17 protein-coding genes are annotated in these 19088 nt (G+C 62.3%); 5 read left to right on the plus strand and 12 right to left on the minus strand.

What is annotated here, in order from left to right; translation table 11 throughout:
- Positions 1-78: 78 nt before the first annotated feature.
- The 3 genes from cysD to cysQ all read left to right on the plus strand — a co-directional run bounded on the left by cysD (position 79) and on the right by cysQ (position 3802).
- Positions 79-981 carry a sulfate adenylyltransferase subunit CysD gene (gene cysD, locus BM341_RS09000; protein ID WP_089795088.1) on the plus strand — a complete coding sequence of 301 codons (903 nt, stop codon included), beginning with the start codon at positions 79-81 and terminating at the stop codon, positions 979-981.
- Entirely contained in the window at positions 981-2885 is a 1905-nt protein-coding gene (gene cysN / locus BM341_RS09005) for a sulfate adenylyltransferase subunit CysN (RefSeq protein ID WP_089795090.1), read from the plus strand. The genes cysD and cysN overlap by 1 nt, the downstream gene beginning before the upstream one ends.
- A gap of 107 nt (positions 2886-2992) precedes the next feature.
- Positions 2993-3802, plus strand: a complete 810-nt coding sequence (gene cysQ / locus BM341_RS09010; RefSeq protein WP_089795231.1) for a 3'(2'),5'-bisphosphate nucleotidase CysQ — start codon at positions 2993-2995, stop codon at positions 3800-3802.
- 11 nt (positions 3803-3813) lie between these two features.
- Here cysQ and BM341_RS09015 read toward each other — a convergent pair whose 3' ends face one another.
- The 7 genes from BM341_RS09015 to BM341_RS09045 all read right to left on the minus strand — a co-directional run bounded on the left by BM341_RS09015 (position 3814) and on the right by BM341_RS09045 (position 12152).
- Positions 3814-5790, minus strand: coding sequence for a diguanylate cyclase (locus BM341_RS09015; RefSeq protein ID WP_342713881.1), 1977 nt, complete (start codon positions 5788-5790; stop codon positions 3814-3816).
- A gap of 189 nt (positions 5791-5979) precedes the next feature.
- Positions 5980-7068 (minus strand): porin, encoded by a 1089-nt coding sequence (locus BM341_RS09020; RefSeq protein WP_089795094.1) that lies wholly within the window; start codon positions 7066-7068, stop codon positions 5980-5982.
- A 460-nt stretch (positions 7069-7528) separates the two neighbouring features.
- Positions 7529-8554, minus strand: a complete 1026-nt coding sequence (locus BM341_RS09025; RefSeq protein WP_245784226.1) for a ProQ/FINO family protein — start codon at positions 8552-8554, stop codon at positions 7529-7531.
- A 114-nt stretch (positions 8555-8668) separates the two neighbouring features.
- The gene (locus BM341_RS09030; protein ID WP_089795096.1) at positions 8669-9187 is read right to left on the minus strand and encodes a dihydrofolate reductase; all 519 of its coding nucleotides are present in this window, start codon (positions 9185-9187) and stop codon (positions 8669-8671) included.
- Positions 9184-10035, minus strand: coding sequence for a thymidylate synthase (locus BM341_RS09035; RefSeq protein ID WP_089795098.1), 852 nt, complete (start codon positions 10033-10035; stop codon positions 9184-9186). Before BM341_RS09035 ends, BM341_RS09030 begins: the two co-directional genes overlap by 4 nt.
- A gap of 84 nt (positions 10036-10119) precedes the next feature.
- Positions 10120-10911, minus strand: coding sequence for a prolipoprotein diacylglyceryl transferase (gene lgt, locus BM341_RS09040; RefSeq protein WP_089795100.1), 792 nt, complete (start codon positions 10909-10911; stop codon positions 10120-10122).
- A gap of 77 nt (positions 10912-10988) precedes the next feature.
- Complete coding sequence (locus BM341_RS09045) at positions 10989-12152, minus strand: response regulator (protein WP_175507836.1); 1164 nt, start codon at positions 12150-12152, stop codon at positions 10989-10991.
- Between the two features lie 119 nt (positions 12153-12271).
- Between BM341_RS09045 and BM341_RS09050 the strand changes: the two genes are divergently transcribed.
- A complete protein-coding gene (locus tag BM341_RS09050) occupies positions 12272-13045 on the plus strand; it encodes an NRDE family protein (protein WP_089795104.1) in 774 nt (257 codons plus the stop codon).
- 17 nt (positions 13046-13062) lie between these two features.
- Here BM341_RS09050 and ptsP read toward each other — a convergent pair whose 3' ends face one another.
- Entirely contained in the window at positions 13063-15324 is a 2262-nt protein-coding gene (gene ptsP, locus BM341_RS09055) for a phosphoenolpyruvate--protein phosphotransferase (protein ID WP_089795236.1), read from the minus strand.
- Between the two features lie 96 nt (positions 15325-15420).
- Entirely contained in the window at positions 15421-15912 is a 492-nt protein-coding gene (locus tag BM341_RS09060) for an RNA pyrophosphohydrolase (protein WP_217646195.1), read from the minus strand.
- 217 nt (positions 15913-16129) lie between these two features.
- Between BM341_RS09060 and BM341_RS09065 the strand changes: the two genes are divergently transcribed.
- A complete protein-coding gene (locus tag BM341_RS09065) occupies positions 16130-16786 on the plus strand; it encodes a histidinol-phosphatase (protein ID WP_089795106.1) in 657 nt (218 codons plus the stop codon).
- Between the two features lie 113 nt (positions 16787-16899).
- On the opposite strand, the gene BM341_RS09070 is transcribed toward BM341_RS09065, so the two are convergent.
- The 3 genes from BM341_RS09070 to BM341_RS09080 form a co-directional block, all read right to left on the minus strand.
- The gene (locus BM341_RS09070; protein WP_089795238.1) at positions 16900-17874 is read right to left on the minus strand and encodes a malate dehydrogenase; all 975 of its coding nucleotides are present in this window, start codon (positions 17872-17874) and stop codon (positions 16900-16902) included.
- 161 nt (positions 17875-18035) lie between these two features.
- Positions 18036-18260: a hypothetical protein gene (locus tag BM341_RS09075; RefSeq protein WP_089795108.1), complete on the minus strand. Its 225-nt coding sequence runs from the start codon at positions 18258-18260 to the stop codon at positions 18036-18038.
- A 120-nt stretch (positions 18261-18380) separates the two neighbouring features.
- Complete coding sequence (locus BM341_RS09080) at positions 18381-19052, minus strand: alpha/beta hydrolase (protein WP_089795110.1); 672 nt, start codon at positions 19050-19052, stop codon at positions 18381-18383.
- Positions 19053-19088: the final 36 nt, after the last annotated feature.

A 19088-nucleotide genomic window follows, 5' to 3' on the forward strand; every position in this document is an offset into this window, starting at 1 on the left:
AGTTGAGGGCTCAAGCTGCGGGTCAAAACAAGCATCAGCGACCCACCGAGCTAACCTATCAAAAATGGAAACCCATCGATGACATCATTGACCCATCTGCAACGGCTCGAGGCCGAAAGCATTCAGATCATGCGCGAGGTGGTCGCCGAGACCGAGAATCCGGTGATGCTGTATTCCGTGGGCAAGGACAGCGCCGTAATGCTGCATCTGGCGCGCAAGGCCTTCGCACCTTCCCCGCCGCCCTTCCCGCTGCTCCACGTCGACACGCGCTGGAAGTTTCGCGCCATGTACGAGTTCCGCGACCAGATGGCCAAGGACGTCGGCATGGACCTGCTGGTGCATATCAATCCGGAGGGTATCGAGAAGGACATCAATCCTTTTACCCACGGCTCGGCGATCCACACCGATGTCATGAAGACCGAAGGCCTCAAGCAGGCGCTGGACAAGTATGGCTTCGATGCCGCCTTCGGCGGGGCGCGACGCGACGAGGAGAAATCCCGCGCCAAGGAGCGCGTGTTCTCCTTCCGGTCTGCCCAGCACCGCTGGGACCCCAAGAACCAGCGCCCTGAGTTGTGGAAGCTCTACAACACGCGCAAGCACAAGGGCGAGTCGATCCGCGTCTTTCCGCTTTCCAACTGGACCGAGCTGGATATCTGGCAATACATCTACCTGCAGAGCATTCCCATCGTGCCGCTGTACTACGCCGCCGAGCGCCCGGTGGTGGAGCGTGATGGCGCACTGATCATGGTCGACGACGAGCGCATGCCGCTGGAGCCCGGCGAGGTGCCGATGATGCGCAAGGTGCGCTTTCGCACCCTGGGCTGCTACCCGCTCACCGGTGCGATTGAATCCGAGGCCGACACGCTTCCTGCGATCATTCAGGAAATGCTGCTGACCAAGACCTCCGAACGCCAGGGCCGCGTCATCGACCACGACAGCGCCGCCTCCATGGAAAAGAAAAAGCAGGAAGGATACTTCTGATGTCTCATTCATCTGACATGATCGCCGAGGACATTGAGCAGTATCTCAAGTCCCACGAGCACAAGGGCCTGCTGCGCTTCATCACCTGCGGCAGCGTCGACGACGGCAAGAGCACGCTGATCGGCCGGCTGTTATTTGAATCCAAGCTGCTGTTCGAGGATCAGCTGGCCGCCATCGAGGCCGACTCGAAGAAGTACGGCACCCAGGGCAACGAGATGGACTTCGCGCTGCTCGTCGATGGCCTGGCCGCCGAGCGTGAGCAGGGCATCACCATCGATGTGGCCTACCGCTTCTTCTCTACCAACAAGCGCAAGTTCATCGTTGCCGATACCCCGGGGCACGAACAATACACCCGCAACATGGTGACCGGCGCTTCCACCACGGATGCGGCGATCCTGATGGTCGATGCCCGCTATGGCATCCTCACCCAGACCCGCCGCCACAGCTTCCTGATGTCGCTGATCGGCATGCGCCACCTGGTCGTGGCGATCAACAAGATGGACCTGGTCGACTACTCGAAACAGCGCTTCGAGGAGATCGTCGAGGAGTACAAGGTATTTGCCAAGCAGCTCGGGCTGGAGGAGATCACCTTCATCCCGATGTCGGCGCTCAAGGGCGATAATGTCATCGAGCATGGCCACCATATGCCCTGGTATCACGGCCCTACCCTGATGGCCTACCTGGAAACGGTGGAAGTCGACGACGAACGCCTGCAACGCAACCCGTTCCGTATGCCGGTGCAGTGGGTCAACCGCCCCAACCTGGATTTCCGAGGCTTCACCGGCATGGTGTCCAGCGGCACGGTGAAGCCGGGAGATGCGATTCGCGTGCAGCCTTCCGGCAAGTCCAGCAGGGTCGCGCGGATCTACACCTACGACGGTGATCTTGAAATGGCCGTGGCGGGCCAGTCCATTACCTTACTGCTGGACGACGAGATCGATATTTCTCGCGGTGACGTGATCTCCGGCGTTGAGCGGCCGTCCCAGACCGCCGACCAGTTCGAGACTTCCCTGGTATGGATGCACGAGCAGCCGCTGCTGCCGGGTCGCCCTTACCTGATGAAGCTGGGCACCCAGACCGTCTCGGCCACCGTCACCGACGTCAAGTACCAGGTCAACGTCAACACCCTGGAACATACGGCGGCCAAGCAATTGGATCTCAACGCCATCGGGATATGCACCCTGAGCCTGGACCGGGCTGTAGCCTTCGACCCCTACCAGGAGTGCCAGGACACCGGTGGCTTCATTCTGATCGACCGGATGACCAACAACACCGTTGGAGCCGGGATGCTGCACTTCGCCCTGCGCCGCAGCCAGAACATCCATATGCAGCACGTGGATATCGACAAGCAGGCGCGTGCGCTCTCCAAGGGGCAGCAACCTGCGGTGCTGTGGTTCACCGGCCTCTCTGGTGCCGGCAAGTCCACCATCGCCAATCTGGTGGAAAAGAAGCTGCATGCGGCCGGCCAGCACACCTACCTGCTGGACGGTGACAACGTACGCCACGGCCTCAACCGTGACCTGGGCTTCACCGACGCCGACCGCGTCGAGAATATCCGCCGCGTCGGCGAAATGGCCAAGATAATGGTGGACGCCGGCCTGATCGTGCTCACCGCCTTCATCTCACCCTTCCGTAGCGAACGCCAGCTGGCCCGCGATCTGATGGAGGATGGCGAGTTCATCGAGATCTTCGTCGATACCCCGCTGGACGTGGCAGAAGAGCGTGATCCCAAGGGGCTCTATCGCAAGGCCCGCCGCGGCGAGCTGAAGAACTTCACCGGCATCGACTCCGCCTACGAGGCACCCGAGTCACCCGACCTGCACCTCAGGACCACCGAGATGAGCAGCGACGAGGCGGCCGACGCGATCATCGGGTTGCTGCGTGAGCGGCACGTGATTGCCTGACGCCCGACCTGACCACTGACACGGACGCTGCCATCCGGCGGCGTCCTGTCTTCTCATCATTGAGCCGGCCCTTTCCTTTCGAGATAGTTATGGCTTTCGAGGTAGTTATGTCCCTTGCAACATCGTCACTTGCACAGCTGTTGAGCGATATCGAGCGAATCGCCCGAGACGCGGGCGAGGCCATCATGGCCGTTTATGCTCGCGATTTCACGGTGGAGGAGAAGGCAGACAAGAGCCCGCTGACCGAAGCGGACAAGGCCGCCCACGACGTCATCGTCAGCGGGCTCGAAGCCCTGCCGGGCAACATCCCCGTGCTCTCCGAGGAGAACACCGAGGGCTTTGCCGGGGTAGACGCCGACGGCCGTTACTGGCTGGTCGACCCGCTGGACGGCACCAAGGAGTTCATCAAGCGTAACGGCGAGTTCACGGTGAACATCGCGCTGATCGAGAACGGCAGGCCGGTGCTCGGCGTGGTCGTCGCCCCGGCACTGGATGTGGCCTATCTGGCCGCCGAGGGAGTAGGCGCCTTCAAGGTGGAAGGCAGCGGCGAGCGTCAACCCATCCACGTGGGTGGCAAGCCGCGAGCCGGTGCGTCCTACCGCGTGGTAGGCAGCCGCTCCCATCCCAGCCCTGACTTGTCCGACTGGCTGAAGACATTGGGCTCGCACGACATGGTGCCGATGGGCAGCTCACTCAAGCTCTGCCTTGTCGCCGAAGGCGCGGCGGATGTCTACCCCCGCCTCGGCCCCACTTGCCTGTGGGATACCGGGGCCGCTCAGGCCGTGGTCGAACAAGCCGGCGGTCGGGTGGAAACGCTGGAGGGCCAGCCGCTGAGCTATGCAAACCCCAGTGACTATCTGAACCCGCATTTCGTCGTTGCCGGCTGGAACGATCATCACCGACCAAGCACGCGATGACACGACGCGTCTCAGTCGGTGGCGACCATGACCCGATCCCGGCCGGCCTCCTTGGCGTGGTAACTGGCGGCATCGGCTCGCGCTATCACGGCCGCGGTATCGTGGTCGCTGCCACGAAAGGCGGTGACACCAATGCTCAACGAAACACGAAATTCCTGGCCCTGGTGGACCACGTAGACTTCACGCACCGAGCAGCGCACGGTATCGGCGACGCGTTTCGCTTGCTCGAGGGTGCAGCTCGGTAGCAGCACCGCAAACTCATCGCCGCCCTGACGCGCCACGTAATCGCTGCGTCGCACCTCCCACGCCAACACCTGGGCGATGCGGCGCAGCATTTCATCCCCCAGCGCATGGCCACCCTCATCGTTCACGGGTTTGAAATGATCGAGGTCGAACAGTATCAGCGCTGATGGCGTGCCCGTCTTGTGCCATTCCGCCAGGGCCTCCTCGAGGCGACGCTCGAAACCACGACGGTTCAGCAGTCCGGTCAGCGGGTCGTGCTCGGCCTCCCAGCGGCGCAAGGCATCCTCATGATAGCGCTCGGTAATGTCCTTCACCGTACCCACGAAGCCGATATTGCGGCCCTGGATCGACACCAGGCTGGCGTGAACCTCCAGCCACAAGGTGTCACCGTTGGCGTGCAAGAAGCGGAACTGCTGGAGGAAGGGATCGCCGCTGGCAAGGCTATGTCGCCAGAGATCCATCGCCGAATCCCGGTCGCCCGTATGGATATGCGCCAGCCAGACGACCTCGCCACGCGTGGTGAAATCATGGCCGGTCAGCTCCTTCAGGGCCGGGTTCATGTAACTGAAGCGGCCCGCCATATCGGTGACGAACATTCCCAGCGGCGAGGAGGCCAGCACGGCATCGAGAAACGCCTGCCTGTCGGATAGCCGCAAATGCGCTTCGCTGCGCTCCGCCTCGACCCGATTGAAGGTGTCGGCCAGGTTGATGAGTTCATGCATGTGCGTGGCCAACGCGATACGGCTGCGCCGCCCCTCGCCTACCTCATGGATCTGTCTTGCCAGGCGGTGCAGCGGCGACAGCGTTCGCCGCACCAGTCCCCACATGACGGGTAGCGTCAGTAACGCAAATGCCGCCCCGCCCCACCACAGCCACTGGATCAACAGGGCCATTGGCTCGAGCACCTGTTTCTCGGGCAGGGCGACGCCGACGATCCAGTCGGCCGGCCAGATCTGATTGAAGGATTGATAGGCTTCTCCGCCACCGATCATCGGTGTGACGGTTTTCCCCTCCCAGCCATCGAGCGCACGATGCAGGAGAGGATGGGCCTCGAGCGAGGGCACCGGCTGCAATATCTGGTCAGCCTGGGGATGATAGAGGATCGTGCCCGACGCCGTGGCCACTGCGGCGTACCCACCGTCTCCCAGCCGCAAGCGCTGCAAGCGTGCGAACAACTCACCCGAGCGGATATCGACGAAACCACCGACAAAGCCATTGAACTCACCGTCACGCCAACGCGGCACGGTAAACAACACCAGGGGCTTGTCACTGGCGCGCCCGGTAAAGGGCTCGCTGACATAGGGCCTTTGTACCGCCCGCAAGAAGCGGAAGTACTCGGTGTCCTTGGTTTCAAGCCCCACCCGCCCGTCCATTTCGGGCCAATCGGCCTGAACCACGCCCTGGGCATCCGCCACCACCAGGCCATCGAACCATTCGAGCAACGCCGTGTTATGCCTGAGCTCTTCACGCAGGCGCGCATGGCCTTGCTCGCCGAGCATGGCCTCGAGCCGCTGTAGCGCTCCCAAGCGCTGATCCACCTGAGTACTGAGCTCTTCGGCGATGACCCGCGATTCATAGCTCAGATGCGTGAAATTGACCTCACTGATCAACGAACGACCGATCCATCCCGCCGCACCGAGCAACAGCAACGCCACCACCACCCAGGTGATCGCCAGGCCGAGCATCAAGCGGCTCTGCAGGGACGTCAGCAACCGCAGCGAACGTTTCACACGTGGAAAATGCAAAAGCTGACCGTCGTATGGTTTATTAATATAAGCCTTTCAGAATGCCTAAATTAATACACCTGGTCTAGGCGACTTATGGCTCGAATAGACGATCTCCAGTCGCGCACCTGGAAGCAGGCAGCAAAAAAAAGCCGGCCCCTGGGGGCCGGCTTCGTTGTGGCGAGTGCGTTACTGCTTCAAGCGTGAGGCTTAGAAGAAGTAGCGAGCACCGGTCACGTAGTAGACATCGTCGCCGTCATCAACCTCGACACCACCGCTACCAATCTGAGCATCCGGCTGGTCAGCCTGCTGCACCTCGGCGAAGAGGTTGAAGTTGCTGGAGACGTTATAGTAGCCGCCGGCAGCCCAGGACAAACGCTCATCCTCAGCGTCATCCTCGTCGATATGGTAAATATCGGCGTTGAAGGCCCACTGGTTGATAGCGTAGGACATGCCCAGGCCAACTTTTTCGAAGCCGCCACCGTACTCGCCATTATCGTCGCGGGCTTCATAACCCAGGCGGGCGGAGAAGTCATCGGTGAATGCGTAGGCGGCAGTGGTGCCGTAGCGCATCTCGTCGTTGCCATTCGCATTGGGGTTAGTGATTCTGTCGCCATCCTCATCCAGGATAGCCTTGTCATCGACGAAGCCAGCGGCCAGACGCAGCCCGCCCACTTCGTACTTCGCGCCGCCCTGGGCGACGACTTCGTCGTCCCGCTGATCAACACCTTCAATGTCGCCGCGATTGCTGTAGTGCTTGGCCTGCAGGAAGACTTGGAAGCCTTGCATGTCAGGCGTGAAATAGCCGATGGAGTCGCCGCGTGATTGAGTCCTGTGAGTACCGAATTCCAGGCCACGGTCGATATAGACGTCGAACGGCGCGGTCACGGACTGCAGGTAGAAGGAGTCGAAGTTACCGGCCTGGACGGTACCCCAGTTGTTGCTCTGCAGGCCGAGATACGACTGGCGAGTCTCGCTGAAAGCATCGAAGTCGTTAGCGCCATTGTTGCCGGCCTCGTCGCCGCGGAAGCGCCACTCGAGGCGACCGAAGGCGGACAGGTCGGAGGTGATTTCCTGGCTCATGTTCAGGCCCAGACGCGAGTAGACGTCGACGAACTCGGGGCCGTTATCGATTTCCTGGCCGGCATCGTTAAACTCGGAGCCACCACCGGCAATACCCATGGCGATACGGCCATAGACGTCAAGCGTGGTGCCGTCCTGGTCATAAACGGTGGCGGCCTGGGCGCCAGTGGCGGCCATGGTACCGGCGATAGCAGTCGCTAAGAGTGTCTTTTTCATTTCGATGAGTCCTTTGACTAACTTGCTGTTTCGATCGTTGTCTGCCGGAGCCTGAGGCATCCGTACAGGTTGGCTTGCCGATGTTGTTGCCGGTTCGTGCCCTGTCGGCTCCCTCGCGGGAGGTGGCAGCGCGCGAGCCGGACCTCGGTTAAGCCTTGTTATAGTCCAATGCTCGCAAGAGGAACTTTAACCGCGGATACGAGTCAGCGCAAGAAGAAAAAACACTGTTTTCATTCAGCCCGCACCTTCCTCAGGGAACTTTCTCTTGCCTGGGTGGTAGGCCTCGTCTTCCTGGCTCCCCCTTGGGCCGCGAGCGGCGACCGATGCATCCTGGCGAAACAGCGCCGGGCAGCAATGAGCGCGAATATCATGCCGCGTGGTTAGGGTCGTGGCAAGCCTGCACGGATTCGTCTTGGTGGGTGCGTCTTAAAGAGATCAGCCAAACGATGGAAGAAAAGCGTCAGCCCTGGCGATTGTGCTTGGCCAACAGGGCGCTGAGCTTGTCTTCCAGGGTGGCGTGAGGCTCAGGCGCTTGCTTGGCCGCGGGCTTGTCGCGGGCTGGCTCACGGTGCTGCTGAGCCTCGCGCGGTGGCCGCCTGTCGTTCCCGGCGCCCTTTCCCGCCTTGCCTTGCCGGGCGGGGTCACCGCGAAACCGGTCTTGGCGCGAATGTTCGGCACGACCAGCCTGCAGGCGCTCGAGCTTTTGCCTGGCGTGGTCGGCGGCCTGGGCGTCGACGGTGCCGGCGGGTTGGCCGTCAAGATCGATGCGCTCGCCGCCCTCGCGCACCGCCTTGAGATAGCGCGGCAGGTTGACGTAGCCCGCCAGGGCACGGCGCACCAGCTTCTCCGGCCAGGGCTCACGCGCGGTGAGGTCGTGATGAATGCCTACCTTGAGCGGCCGAGTATGGCCCTTGAAGAAGGCGGCGGGATAGCGCTGATACCACTGGGCCAGCAGCGCCTGAGGTGAGGGGGGAGCTTCATCGACAACCACCGCTTCGACAGTGGTCTTTTGCTCTACTTTTTTCTCTGCCTTTGGTTCCTCTGCCCTTGGTTCCTCTGCCTTTGGCTTTGGCTTTTCGTCTACCGCAGGCGCACGCCGTGGCGCTGCCGGCGAGACGCCAGGGGTCTGCTCGCCTTGTGCCGAGGAAGATGTGGGAGCGTTCTGGGGCGTGGGCGCCGAGACGTTCTGTCGCGGACGATGGCCGATCAGGGCAGCGAGCCCCTGGGCGCGCCGGGTGGGAGGGGGAAAGCCGCCGTGGGATTCGCCCGCCGCCAGCTTCTCGAGCAGATGGCGATTGTGGGCTTCCAGTTCGCTGTTCTGCTCGTCGAGCTCACGGTTTTCCTCGAGCAGTTCCAGACGCGTGGCTTCCAGCTCGTAGAGCCGTGCGCGCAGCCTGGCACATTCCTGGCGTCGCTCGCTGACGGCTAGCCGTGCAGCCTCGACGCGACGTTCCAGTTCGTCGAGCAAGTGATGATGGTCAAGCAATTGGCGGCCTCCCGGGTCTCTCCCCACAGCGTGAGTGTGAGTCAGCCATGGCAACGCGGCAAATGTCGCCAACAGGCGACGGCGTCAACGCGCTGTCGCGTCATCGGCGGACACTCACTTGCGGACATAGTAGACAAAATCATAATTCGGCTGCCCCTCGGCGGGCTCCCCGGCAACGCGCTGCACCTCTTGCCAGTCGGCCGCGTCCAGCTCGGGAAAGTGGGCATTACCCGATATCTCGACATCGACTTCGGTGAGATAGAGGCGCGAGGCGCAGGGCATCGCCTGGACGAAGATCTCCCCCCCCCCGATCACCATGATTTCTTCGGCGGTGTCGATGGTGGCCTGCTGATCGGCCAGACGCAGCGCTGATGCGAGGTCATGACAGACCCGCACGCCCTCATGTGCAAAGTCGCGATCGCGAGTCACCACGATGTTGAGACGCCCCGGCAGCGCCCGGCCGATCGAGGCAAAGGTCTTGCGGCCCATCACCATCGGCTTGGCCTGGGTCATGCGCTTGAAGAACCTGAGATCCTCCGGCAGGTACCAGGGCAGTTGGTTGTCCACGCCGATCACCCGGTTGCGGGACAGCGCAGCGATCATGGCGACTGGAATCAGCGTCTCGTCGTTCATACGGCTACCTGTGCCTTGATGGAGGGATGCGGGTCGTAGCCTTCGATGGCGATATCCTCGAAGCGGAAGTCGAAGAGGCTCGTGACACCGGGTTCGAGCACCAGCTGCGGAGAGGGACGCGGCGAGCGTGTGAGCTGACGCTCGGCTTGCTCCAGATGATTCAGATAAAGGTGCGCATCGCCCAGGGTATGCACGAAGTCGCCGGGCGCAAGACCACAGACCTGTGCGATCATCTGCGTCAACAGCGCGTAACTGGCGATATTGAACGGCACCCCGAGAAAGATATCCGCGCTGCGCTGGTAAAGCTGGCAGGACAGACGCCCATCGGCGACATAGAACTGAAACAGGCAGTGGCACGGCGGCAGCTGCATGTCATCGACCTGGGCGGGATTCCAGGCGGTAACGATCAAGCGCCGCGACTGCGGATTGCTGCGGATCTGCTCGAGGAGCCTCTCGATCTGATCGACGTGACCGCCGTGCGGGTCGGGCCAGCTACGCCATTGATAACCATAGACCGGACCGAGGTCGCCGTTGTCGTCGGCCCATTCGTCCCAGATCCGCACGCCGTTTTGCTTGAGATAGGCGATGTTGGTATCGCCGCGCAGAAACCATAGCAGCTCGAAAATGATCGAGCGCAGATGGAGCTTCTTGGTGGTCACCAGCGGGAAGCCGCGCGACAGATCGAAGCGCATCTGGTGGCCGAACAACGAGCGCGTGCCGACGCCGGTGCGATCGCCACGCTCCATGCCGTGATCGAGCACCTGGCGCATCAGATCCAGGTAGGGTTGTTCGAGGGCGGGCGATTCCAGCACCGACTGGCCTTCGTGCTGGTCTTGGTGGTTGTGCATCGTCTGGCGGACCCTAAATGGCAGGAGAGTCGGAATAAAAAAGCGTTAGTCTACTTGCCCGCTTGCTACCGGGCCAGCGAACCATTAGGCGTCGCGGACATCGACCGGCTGGCGCCGTGACCAGAGGATCAATCCCACGCCGATACCAATCATCGGCAGGGTCAACAGCATACCCATGGTCAACCAGCCGAAGGCAAGATAGCCGATATGGGCGTCCGGCAGGCGCACGAATTCGACCAGGAAACGGAACACGCCATAGAGCACGAGGAAGAGCCCGGAGACCAGCCCGCGGCGCTGCGGCCGAGCCGAGACCCACCACAGCACCACGAAGAGTACCGCACCTTCCAGCAGCGCCTCATACAGCGACGAAGGATGGCGCGGCTCGGGGCCCATGCCGGGAAAGGGCATGCCCCAGGGCAGCCCGGTGACCCGACCGGGAAGTTCATGATTGATGAAATTGCCGATGCGCCCCGCTCCCAGGCCGATGGGCACCAGCGGGGCGACAAAGTCGGTCAGGGTGAAGAAGGCCAGCCCTTTCTTTCTGGCGAACCACAGGGCGGCGAGCAACACCCCGACCAGGCCACCGTGGAAGCTCATGCCGCCGTCCCAGACGCGGAAGATCCACAGCGGATCGGCGAGCCATTGCGGCATGCCGTAGAACAGCGCGTAGCCCAGTCGGCCGCCGACCACCACCCCGATGGCGGCATAGAACAGCAGGTCGCCGATGTCATCGTGGGTCAGGCCGATGCGCCGGGCACGCAGGCGTCCGAGCCACCAGGCGGCAACGAAGCCGATCACGTACATCAAGCCATACCAGTGCACCTGGAAAGGCCCGAGCGAGATGGCGACCGGGTCGATGGCGGGGTAAGTCAGCATTGATGATCCTCAGGCAGGCGGGTTAGTCGATGAAAGATGGCGGCAAGGATAACAGAGCGACGTGAGCGGCTGCGGGGTCAGGCATTGCCGACATTCTCGACACGACCCGGTAGCCAGTGCCGTACCAGCTCGACCAGCGCCTGGGGACGATAAGGCTTGGCCAAGCAATCGTCCATTCCCGCCTCGCGAAAGCGATGTCGGTCCTCGTCGCTGGCATTGGCTGTCAGCGCGACCAGGATGCTGCGGTGGGCGTCCTGCCGGCACGCCTCGTATTCGCGCCATTGATAGCTGGTCGCCACGCCATCCATGTCGGCCATGTAGATATCCATCAGCACCAGGTCGAAATACACCTGCCTCTCGCGCTCCAGGGCCTCGGTACCGCTGGTGACAGCCTCGACGATGAATCCCTGCCCCTCCAGGACCTTCCGCGCCAGCATCAGATTGACCGGACCGTCGTCGACGATCAGCACACGGAGCTGGCGCTGACGCGATTCCCTGTCACGTCTCGTGGGCACTTCACCCGTCAAGTTGGAAACCAATACCGAGATATCTTTCAGCCGTTCGCGAAAGTCCTGGAGGGTCTGGGTGGAGGCAAGCGCGGATTCGTGCGCTGCGCTGCCGGGTGCATGGATGAGCATGCTGTCCAGTGAGGCCATCAATGGTTCGAGCTCTCTTTGCAGATGGTTCAAGTAGCCGGACTTGAGCCGCGACTCTTCGCGCGCCCGCTGCTGGCCCACCAACAGCTGTTCGAGGCGACGCTCACGGCTTTCCAGCGCCTCGACTAGCTTCGCATGCTCTTCGCTGCTGTCGAACACGGCGGCCGCGGGTGACGACAAGTGCGTATCGTAAAATGCCCGCATGCCCACCAGCAGCCGGATAATACGGTCGCGAAGATCGACAGGAACGCCACCGAGCATCAAGAAGCGCCCTTCGCGTCGCTCGACCTCCTCCAGCCACCGCTCGTTATCCTCCAGCAGTTCGACCAGGCTTTCCTCCCGCGCGGCCAGCCGATGACGCAGCATCACCAGAAAGATCATCACGTTGAGGCTGCTGCCCGCCAGAAGCGCCAGCCCCAACCAGACAGTGAAGCTCCAGGAGACACTGTGCGGAATAGCCCACCAGAGCGACAAGCAGACCAGGACGCACAGCGTGACAAGCAAGGCCTGAGCCCACAGCACAGGCCATAGCAGGGGCTTGACCAGCCGCGCCCAGAGGCGCTCCTTGCTTGTCTCGGCTCGCATGACCATCCTTGGGAAACAAAGGTGCGGTGAGTGTACGATGCCGGCACCATTGCTGTCATGGCGGGGCCTGCCAGGCAGGATATCTTCCCTACTGGGCGCCGTAACGCTAAGCTCTGCGGATGTGTCTCATTGCCCTGGATCATCGCCCCGGCAGCGCTTTTCCGCTGCGCCTGGTAGCCAACCGTGACGAATTTCATGCTCGCCCCACGGCGCCGCTGGCGGCCTGGGACGATGCGCCGGCTATCGTCGGCGGTCGCGACCTGGTTGCCGGAGGATCGTGGCTGGCGGTACATCGTCGCGGGCGCTTCGCCGCCGTGACCAATGTCCGTGACCCTCGCCTACAGGTTAGTGCCGAGGCGCCGAGCCGCGGCGCGCTGGTCCGTGAAGCCCTCGAAGCGGACATGCTGCCGGCCTGGCTCGACAGGCTGGCGGTCGGCGACGCCCTGCGCTACGCCGGCTTCAACCTGCTGGTGGGTGACGGGGAGCGACTCTGGCACCTGCACCGCGGATGGGAAGGTGTCTCGCTGCAGATGCTAACGCCTGGCCTGCACGGCCTTTCCAATGCCGGGCTCGATACGCCCTGGCCCAAGCTGACCGCCGCCTGTAACGGCCTTGCCGCCAGTGTGGCGCATCAGCGTTGGCCGCATGAGGCGCTACAGGCAATGCGCGACTCGCATCCCGCTATCGATCATCAGCTGCCGGACACGGGGGTAGGCCTCGAACTGGAGCGTCACTTGTCGGCTGCCTTTATCGTTGGCCAGGATTACGGCACCCGTGCGACTACCTGGTTGGAATGGCGGGCCGATGACCGCCTCACCATCGGCGAGCGGCGCTTCGGGCCCGAAGGCGTGATGCTCGGCGAAGACGAGTTGCGCATCGAGATCGGCACCTGATTAATTTCCCGGCCTGATCAATTTCCCGGTGGCAGCAGGTGCGTCAGCTGCCATTCCCCGAAGCGGGTCGCAAGATGGTGGCGAACCGCCTTCGGCGATTCCAGGGCGAGGGTCTGGGTAACCAGCTCGCGAGCCGCACTGTGGGGCACACGGCGGATCGCGGCGCGGACCCGTGGCAGGCTGGGAGCGTTCATCGATAGTGCATCGAAGCCCATGCCCATCAATAGCAGGGCGCCGGCCGGGTCACCGGCCAACTCACCACATACCGAGATCGGCCGGTCGAGTGCGCGTGACTCGTCGGCCAGGCGCGCCATCGCCGAGAGCACGGCGGGATGACAGGTATCGTAGAGTTCCGCAACACGCGGATTATTGCGATCCACCGCTAGCAGATACTGCGTGAGATCGTTGGTGCCGACCGAGAAGAAATCGGCACGCTGCGCAAGCGCCTCGAGCTGATAGAGCGTCGCCGGCACTTCAATCATTACCCCCACCTTCGGCCGCCTGGCCACCACACCCTCCTCGCCCAGCTCGATGATGGCACGGTCGAGCAGACGCAACGCATCGTCGACCTCATCGACGTTGGTCACCATGGGCAACAGCACCTGCAGGTTGTCGAGACCTTGCGAGGCCCGCAGCATGGCGCGCAATTGCACCATCAGCACCTCGGGGTGGTCGAGCGTCACGCGGATGCCCCGCCACCCCAGGAAGGGATTGGCTTCCTCGATCGGGAAATACGGCAGATCCTTGTCGCCACCGATATCCAGGGTGCGCATCACCACTGGCAGCGGAGCGAAACTCTCGAGCTGGTCGCGGTAGAGGCGCGTCTGCTCCTGCTCACCGGGAAAGCGCTCGGTGATCATGAAAGGCACTTCGGTGCGATAGAGCCCCACCCCACTGATGCGGTTCTTGAGCGATGCCACGGCGTCAACGGTAAGGCCGGTATTGACCATCAAGGCCATGTCATGGCCGTCGGGAGTGCGGCTGGGCAGGTCCTGCTCATGCTCGAGCACTTCGGACAGGGCCAGCTCCTCGTCGATCAATATCTGGTAATGGCTTTCTAGCTCCGGGCCGGGTCGGACGAAAAGGCGCCCGCGGTGGCCGTCGAGCACCACCGGCGCCCCATTGAGCCTCGGCAAGGGCAGATCGACCATCCCCGACACGGTGGGGATTCCCATGGCGCGGGCGATGATCGCCACATGAGAGGTGCTGGAGCCGCGTACCGACACCAACCCCACCAACTTCTCCCGCGGCACTTCGCCGAGCATCGTCACACTGATCTCATCGCCGACCAGTACGGTGCGCTGCGGAAAGACAGCGGGCGTCAGTGAGGTCTCTTCCTGAAGATGGGCCAGCACCCGCCGGCCGAGATCGCGTATATCGGCGGCACGCTCGCGCAGGTAATCGTCATCGACCCGCTCGAGATACTGCACGTGGCGACGCACCACGTCGGCCAGCGCACCGGGGGCCCACTGCCCCTCGCGAATGCGCTTGACGACTTCCTGGGAAAGCGCGGCCTCGCCAAGCATCTGCTGATAGACCTCGAACAGTGCCAGCTCCTGGGCCGAGATACGGCTGGCCAGGCGTTCGCCGGCCGAACGTATCTCGTTTCTGACTCGCCCGATCGCCTCGTTGAGCCGGGTGATCTCGTACTCCACATCCGTGGGAATCAGATCGGGGACACTGTCGAGATCGGCAGGCGGGGCGATCACGACCGCCTCGCCGATGGCCATGCCCGGGGCGGCGGCAACGCCCTTGAACACCGCCTGGCCATCGGAAAGGCTACGTCGATTGAGGTTTCCGGTCGCCAGCGAGTGCGCCAGCACACCCCCCAGCTGAGCGGCCATGGTGACGAGAAACGCCTCGTCCTCTTCATCGAAGCGGCGCTTGACCGACTGCTGCACCACCAGCACGCCGAGCATGCGGCGTTGATGAATGATCGGCACGCCGAGGAAGCTGGAGAAGCGCTCCTCGCCGGTCGACTCGAAGTAGCGAAAGTACGGGTGCGACTGGGCATCTTCCAGATTCAGCGGCTCTTCACGGCTGGCCACCAACCCCACCAGGCCCTCGCCAAGCGACAGCGTCACCTGGCCGACGGCCTGGGCGCGCAGGCCGATGGTTTCCATGAGCACGAGACGGTCAATATCGGCGTCGAAGAGATAGAAGGAGCAGACATCGGTACGCATGGCCTTGCGAATGCGACGCACCATGGTGGACAAGGCCGCATCCAGATTACGGGCCCCGTTGACTTCCTGAATGATGCGGCGCAAAACCTCGAGCATGAGCGTCCTGGTATCCACGTAATGTTTCCTGCTAGTACAGCAGGATTTGATGAATGTCAGACCCGACGCTATCGCCGGTGTTCCTCCCCGTCTCAATCACCCCAGCCCGAGGGCAAGCCGCTGGGCGCGGGGCGACAGCTCGCGCAAGGCCCGTCGGTATACCTCACGCTTGAAGGGCACTACCTGACCCAGAGGGTACCAGTAACTGACCCAGCGCCAGCCATCGAATTCCGGTTTGGGCGTACCGTCTACACAAATTCGACTATCCTGGCAGCGTATTCGCAGCAAGAACCACTTCTGTTTCTGGCCGATGCATACCGGCCGTGAATGGGTACGAATCATGCGCCTGGGCAGGCGATAACGCAGCCAGCCCCGGGTGCAGGCAAGAACCTGAACATCATCGGCGGTGAGGCCGATTTCCTCGTGCAGCTCGCGAAAAAGTGCCTGTTGCGGAGTCTCGTTCGCCTTGATGCCTCCCTGGGGAAACTGCCAAGCGTTCTGCCCTACCCGACGCGCCCAGAGCAGTTGCCCCTGTTCGTTGGCAATCATGATGCCAACGTTAGGGCGAAAGCCGTCAGCGTCGATCACGGACTTCACCTTATTAATCCAGTATTGGGAACATTCTTCCATAAGCCTGCAAAGGGCATCAACAAAACTGCACGGGACGGAACGACGAAGGGCGTGCCGCTCGAAGCTCCCCATCGCTTCTGCCATAATCCCCAGCCTCGTCATCATCCCGTTAATGAAGCTATCTAAAGAAACCGTCCACCCAGAACCCTTTCAGAATCCTTTAAAGAGGTATGCCGTGAGCCTGGCCATCTTCGACCTGGACAACACCCTGCTTTCGATCGACAGCGACCATGCCTGGGGCGAGTTCCTGCTCGAACAAGGCGCCGTTGACCCGGTTGCCTATCGCGAGGCCAATGATCGCTTCCTGGCCGACTACGCAGCCGGCACCCTGGACATCTACGCCTTCCTCGAGGTCGCGCTCAAGCCGCTGACGCAGCACAGCCCCGAGCAACTGGCGGCTTGGCACCAGCAATTCATGGCCAGCAAGATTGAGCCTCATGTCCTCCCCAAGGGTGAGGACCTGGTGGCACGCCACCGCGCCAGCGGCGATACGCTCTTGATCATTACCGCGACCAACCGCTTCATCACCGGCCCTATCGCCAAGCGGTTAGGCATCGACGAGCTGATTGCGGTGGAGCCCGAAAGCCTCGATGGCCGTTATACCGGTCGCGTCAGCGGCACTCCCAGCTACCGGGAAGGCAAGGTCAAGCGGCTCGATGAATGGCTGACCCGCAAGGACATGGCCCTCGACGGTGCCTGGTTCTATAGCGACTCCCACAACGACCTGCCGCTGCTCGAGCGCGTCGACCATCCGGTCGCCGTCGACCCGGACCCTACCCTGCGCCAGGCCGCTGAAGCGCACGGCTGGAAGATCATCAGCCTGCGCGACTGACGTACGTCAGACAAGCGAAATGATTCCAGACATAGAAATCTAGCCCAGAAATACGAAAACGCCCTGGCGGGAATGCCCGCCAGGGCGTTTTTTTTCGTACCAGCGCTAGCTCATCAGCCCAGCAGGTGCTCAACGGCGGCGCGCTCTTCACGCAGCTCGTCTTCGGTGGCCTTCATGCGGCCACGACTGAAGTCATCGACCTCGAGGCCCTGAACGATCTCGTAGTGGCCGTTCTTGCAGATTACCGGGTAGGAATAGATGATACCCGGCTCGATGCCGTAGCTGCCCTCGGACGGGATGCCCATGCTGACGATACCGTCGCTGCCCAGCGCCCAGTCACGCATGTGATCGATGGCCGCCGAGGCCGCCGAGGCCGCGGAAGACGCGCCACGCGCCTTGATGATGGCCGCCCCGCGCTGCTGCACGGTGGGGATAAAATCGTTCTCGTACCATTCACGCTCGATCAGTTCCAGCGCGGGCTTGCCGCCTACCTTGCAGTGAGCAAGATCGGGGTACTGGGTGGCACTGTGGTTGCCCCAGACGATCATGGATTCCACATCGGTGACGTGCTTGCCAACCTTCTGCGCCAGCTGTGTCAGCGAACGGTTGTGATCCAGGCGCATCATTGCCGTGAACTGGCCCTGATCGAGTTCCGGCGCGTTGCAGGAGGCAATCAGCGCGTTAGTGTTGGCCGGGTTGCCCACCACCAGCACCTTGACGTTCCGGCTGGCATTGTCGTTGAGCGCCTTGCCCTGCACGGAGAAAATTGCCGCGTTGGCTTCCAGCAGGTCCTTGCGCTCCATCCCCGGACCGCGCGGGCGGGCGCCGACCAGCAGCGCGTAATCGCTGTCCTTGAAGGCGACGTTGGCATCGTCGGTGGCAACAATATCCTGCACCAACGGGAAGGCGCAGTCGTTGAGTTCCATCACCACGCCGTTCAGGGCGTCCATGGCCGGCGGGATCTCCAGCAGTTGCAGGATCACCGGCTGGTCCTTGCCCAGCATGTCGCCGGAGGCAATACGGAACGCAAGGGAATAGCTGATCTGGCCGGCGGCGCCGGTAATGGTAATGCGAACGGGGTCTTTCATGGTGACTCCTTGGTTGTCAACACGCGGATTGTCGCCGTGAGGATTGGCCGGGCGGGTGTCGCTCGCCTTGGCCGGCATTCGAACCGCGGAAATGGTATTCCTGCGGTGCACAAAACTCAATTCGACCTGAGGCTACCTACCCGCCAGGCCAGCCAGCCGGCTCATTCGCTCTTGCGATTGGTCACCTTCTCGATCAGCGCCTCGGTTTCGCTGGACGGGCCATGCTCGAGGGCAGATTCGGCCTCATGCCAGAGGCACACAAAACGCCGACAGGACGCGCAGAAAACCTTGTCATCGGGGTTCTTGACCTCCGACACCTGCATGCGATGGCTGCCGCACGACGGGCAGCCAGACGGCAGGCGAAATTCGGTAGACAGATCGGACATGGTCGCTAACTCCTTTTAACTGAACAATGCACTCAGGACGCTGGGGTAATATCGACGGCTTCAAACAACGTCGAGGGACAATTACCCCACCGCCACATCATCAGTAGCATGGCACCGCTGTCATGATTGCTCCAACCGCTCGCCCAGCCATTTGCCGATATCCAGCACCTGCTGGGGGCAAACCGCATGGGCCATGGGATAGCTGCGATAATTCGCTGGATAACCGAGCGACAGCACTTTCTCATAGGCGGCCTTGCCCAGCGCCTCAGGCACGACCGGATCGAAGTTGCCGTGGTGCACCTCGATGGGTAGCCCACGGTTGGTCTCGGCAAGCGTGATGCTGTCGGCGGTGGCGAAATAGGTCGACATCGCCAGCAGCCCGCCCAGCGGTTGCTCGAACGACAGCGCGGCCTCATAGGCCACGGCGCCGCCCTGTGAGAAACCGGCCAGTATGATTCGACGGCTGTCGATGCCTTGATCGATCTGCGCTTGCACCAACGACTGGATCCGCTTGGCGGAAGTCTTGAGCTGCGGCTCGTCTACGCGGCGGTCCAGGCTCATCTCAAGAATGTCGTACCAGGCCGGCATGACCATGCCGCCATTGACGGTGACCGGCATCCGTGGCGCATGGGGGAGAATCACGCGCACGCTGGCATCGGCGGGTAGCGGCAGCGCTGGTACCAGCGGCTCGAAATCGCGGCCGTCGGCTCCCAGGCCATGCAGGATGAAAAAACAGGCATCGGCGGGCTTGCCGTTGCGCGGCTCGATGATCAGTTCACCGGGATTGCTCATGGGCGCGTAATTCCTTGGTCTTTCTAGACGATCAGG

It is taken from the genome of Halomonas korlensis, assembly GCF_900116705.1.
Classification (GTDB): Bacteria; Pseudomonadota; Gammaproteobacteria; order Pseudomonadales; family Halomonadaceae; genus Halomonas; species Halomonas korlensis.

Excerpts from the sequence above, each read along its gene's own strand:
- BM341_RS09070 (WP_089795238.1), bottom strand. The coding sequence starts at position 17,874 with ATGAAAGACCCCGTTCGCATTACCATTACCGGCGCCGCCGGCCAGATC.
- lgt (WP_089795100.1), bottom strand. The coding sequence starts at position 10,911 with ATGCTGACTTACCCCGCCATCGACCCGGTCGCCATCTCGCTCGGGCCT.
- BM341_RS09035 (WP_089795098.1), bottom strand. The coding sequence starts at position 10,035 with ATGCACAACCACCAAGACCAGCACGAAGGCCAGTCGGTGCTGGAATCG.
- BM341_RS09075 (WP_089795108.1), bottom strand. The coding sequence starts at position 18,260 with ATGTCCGATCTGTCTACCGAATTTCGCCTGCCGTCTGGCTGCCCGTCG.
- cysQ (WP_089795231.1), top strand. The coding sequence starts at position 2,993 with ATGTCCCTTGCAACATCGTCACTTGCACAGCTGTTGAGCGATATCGAG.
- BM341_RS09045 (WP_175507836.1), bottom strand. The coding sequence starts at position 12,152 with ATGCGAGCCGAGACAAGCAAGGAGCGCCTCTGGGCGCGGCTGGTCAAG.
- BM341_RS09050 (WP_089795104.1), top strand. The coding sequence starts at position 12,272 with ATGTGTCTCATTGCCCTGGATCATCGCCCCGGCAGCGCTTTTCCGCTG.
- BM341_RS09030 (WP_089795096.1), bottom strand. The coding sequence starts at position 9,187 with ATGAACGACGAGACGCTGATTCCAGTCGCCATGATCGCTGCGCTGTCC.
- cysN (WP_089795090.1), top strand. The coding sequence starts at position 981 with ATGTCTCATTCATCTGACATGATCGCCGAGGACATTGAGCAGTATCTC.
- cysD (WP_089795088.1), top strand. The coding sequence starts at position 79 with ATGACATCATTGACCCATCTGCAACGGCTCGAGGCCGAAAGCATTCAG.
- ptsP (WP_089795236.1), bottom strand. The coding sequence starts at position 15,324 with ATGCTCGAGGTTTTGCGCCGCATCATTCAGGAAGTCAACGGGGCCCGT.
- BM341_RS09020 (WP_089795094.1), bottom strand. The coding sequence starts at position 7,068 with ATGAAAAAGACACTCTTAGCGACTGCTATCGCCGGTACCATGGCCGCC.
- BM341_RS09080 (WP_089795110.1), bottom strand. The coding sequence starts at position 19,052 with ATGAGCAATCCCGGTGAACTGATCATCGAGCCGCGCAACGGCAAGCCC.